At 74.4% G+C, this 2765-nt stretch carries 4 protein-coding genes; 1 reads left to right on the forward strand and 3 read right to left on the reverse strand.

Annotated elements, in window-relative coordinates; genetic code table 11:
- The 3 genes from ACFV4G_RS41915 to ACFV4G_RS41925 form a co-directional block, all read right to left on the reverse strand.
- On the reverse strand, positions 1–381 hold a 381-nt coding region (locus ACFV4G_RS41915; protein WP_380448606.1), incomplete at its 3' end, for a sugar transferase.
- A 347-nt stretch (positions 382–728) separates the two neighbouring features.
- Positions 729–1001 (reverse strand): hypothetical protein, encoded by a 273-nt coding sequence (locus ACFV4G_RS41920; protein WP_380448608.1) that lies wholly within the window; start codon positions 999–1001, stop codon positions 729–731.
- Positions 1002–1099: 98 nt separating this feature from the next.
- Entirely contained in the window at positions 1100–1651 is a 552-nt protein-coding gene (locus ACFV4G_RS41925; protein ID WP_380448611.1) for a hypothetical protein, read from the reverse strand.
- Between ACFV4G_RS41925 and ACFV4G_RS41930 the strand changes: the two genes are divergently transcribed.
- Positions 1629–2666, forward strand: coding sequence for a polysaccharide deacetylase family protein (locus tag ACFV4G_RS41930; RefSeq protein WP_380448614.1), 1038 nt, complete (start codon positions 1629–1631; stop codon positions 2664–2666). The two genes, ACFV4G_RS41925 and ACFV4G_RS41930, sit on opposite strands and share 23 nt — an antisense overlap.
- Positions 2667–2765 lie beyond the last annotated feature (99 nt).

Genomic DNA, 2765 nt, shown 5'->3' on the forward strand with positions numbered 1-2765 from the left:
CGCCCCGGGGCCGGGGCGGCGCCCCCGGCGGTGGCGGCGGGGCCCCCGCCCGGGCGGGGCGCGCGCGGGGGGGGGCGAGCCCCCCCCGGGCGCCTGTTCCGCGGCCGGGCCCCCCACCACCCCCATCTCGCCGCGGGCGACGTTCCACAGCCGGGGCAGTTCGTCCAGGCCCGTGCGGCGCAGCAGTTCCCCGATCCGTCCGCGCCGGTCGGTCCGGAAGCGCAGGACGTGGAACACGCGGCCGTGCCGGCCCGCCCTGGGCAGGCGCAGGAGCACCGGCCCGTCGGCCGCCCAGCGCAGCAGCACGGCGATCGCCAGCGCCAGCGGCACCGCGACGATCCCGGCCAGGGCCGCGACCGCGAGGTCGCCGCCGCGCTTCATGATCCCGGCGCATGTCTGGCGGGTTCCGACCCACCGGTCCCTGCGCTGCCGCTCATCGCAACCCCTCCCAGAGAACGCATTCACGGTAAGGGGAGGTTTGAAGGCGTCGCCCGGGAATGGTGGAAGAAGTGGGGAACGCTTTACCGAAGCAGCCGAAATCCGGCCGCTTCGGCTGCTTTTGTCGAGTTCGCCGAGTTCGCCGAGTTCACCGTGCGTACGCACTTCCGCGAGTTCGGTGCGTGTCGCGGTGTTCGGTTCCGGTGTTCACCCACCGTGTTCGGGGGCGGCGCTCAGACCGGTATCAGCACGGTATCGGGCCGCTGTCCGGCCGCAATCGGGACCGGTATTCAGAGTGCGGCGCCGCGGCGGTCGCGCAGCAGGCCGAACGCGATCCGCCCGAGCAGCAGGACCCCGGCCGCCAGGCAGCCGGCCACGGCCATCGCCCACGCGGGCCCGCCGCTGTCCGGCACGATCACCGCGACGACGATCCCCAGCGCCAGGCAGGCCAGACCCACCACGGCCAGCGGAATCTGGTGGGTCACCAGGGCACCGCCGCTCCATGCGCGCGCCATCCGGGTCGCGCCGTGCAGGTGGAAGGGATCACGGTCCGCATCTGCCATGAGCCCAAGGTACCCCGGCCGGACGCCGGAAGCAGCCCGCGGGCGGTGATGCCCCCGGCACTCAGCGCAACCCTTCACACCTGCCGTGAGCATGCAATTCACCTCCACATTCGGTCCACGAAAAATCCTCGTCCACCCAGCACAACCATCCGCCGGGGGTGGGGGTCTCCCACTACATTGAGCGATCCAGGAGCCGTCCGCGGTGCGGGTGTTCGTCCCCCCGCCGAGGACCGGAATACCCAGGGGGCGGAGCCGCCGCCCACTGGAGTCGGAGGCCGGGCTCCGTCCTCCGACGGTACCGCCACGCCGCTCGGCGACCGAGGGGGAACCGTGCCGCATTCCCAGCCCACCACGTCGATGTCCGCCATGCCGATGTCCGTCGTGCCGATGTCCGTATCACCGTTGTCCGTTTCATCCGTGTCGTCCGCCTCGTCCATGTCGTCCGTGTCGTCCGTGTCGTCCGTGTCGTCCGCCTCGTCCATCTCGTCGGTCTCGCCGGTCTCGTCCGGGTCCGTCTCGCCCAGGTCCGTCTCGACCGGGTCCGTGCCGGTGAGGTCCGGGCCGTCCAGGTCCGGGCCGTCCAGGTCCGGGCCGTCCAGGTCCGGGTCGTCCAGGTCCGGGTCGTCGATGTCCACCGCGGCGTTCACCACCGCCCCCGGCGTGCGCGCGCTGGCGCCGTTCGCCGGCTGCCTGGGCGAGCCGCACGGGGGGTGGACGGCGGGCGCGACCGCCGGGACCCGGCGCCGCAACGAGCCCGTCGACTGGCTGCGGTTCGCCCCCGTCCAGCCGGTCTTCCGGGCCCGCGCCGCCCAGCGGCTCGCCGTCCTCGCCTACCACGGCGTCACCGACCCCGGCTCGTTCGGCGCCCAGCTCGACCGGCTGCGAAGACTCGCCACCCCCGTCTCCCTCGCCGCCGTCCTGCAGGCCGTCACCGAGCAGCGGCCGCTGCCGCCGCGCAGCGTGCTGGTGACCTTCGACGACGCCGACCGCAGCGTGCTCACCCACGCGCTGCCGGCCCTCGACGCCCGCGGCATCCCGGCCGCCGCGTTCGTCATCTCCGAGCTCATCGGCACCGAGCGGCCGTTCTGGTGGCACGAGGCCGACTTCCTCGCCCGGCACGGCGGCCGGGCCCGCTCACTCGATTCCGGCCACCCCGCGCAGCTGCTCCCCCGGCTCAAGGCCATGCCGGACCCCGACCGCCGGCGCAGCCTGCACGAGCTGCGGGTCAGCGCCGACCGCCGACCGCCGAGCCAGGAGCAGCTCACCCCCGCCGACCTGCGGGACCTGCGGGACGGCGGCATCGCGATCGGCAACCACACCCAGGGGCACCCGTGCTTCGGGCGCTGCGACGACGACACCGTCCGCGCCGAGATCGCGGGCGCCCACGAGGCCCTCACGCAGTGGCTCGGCGAGCCCCCCATCGCCTTCGCCTACCCCGACGGCGGCCACGACCCCCGCGCCGAGACCGTCCTGCAGGAGCTCGGCTACCGCCTTGGCTTCCTCTCCGACCACCGCCTCGGGCCGCGGATCCCCTCCCACCCGCTCCAGATCAGCCGGCTCCAGGTCGACTCCACGACCAGCACCCGCCGGTTCGACACGATCCTGTCCGGCCTGGAGCCGGCCTACCGCCGCTGGCGCCGCCGGCCGGGTCGAGCAGGGCGATGACGCGGGGGGAGGCGATGAGCGCGGCGCGGATCTCGGCCGAGGGCAGTTCGGTGCCCTGGAGGCTGTGCGAGGCCTGCGGGGAGCGGTCCAGGGCGATGT

The sequence above is a fragment of the Kitasatospora sp. NPDC059747 genome (assembly GCF_042732955.1).
Classification (GTDB): domain Bacteria; phylum Actinomycetota; class Actinomycetes; order Streptomycetales; family Streptomycetaceae; genus Kitasatospora.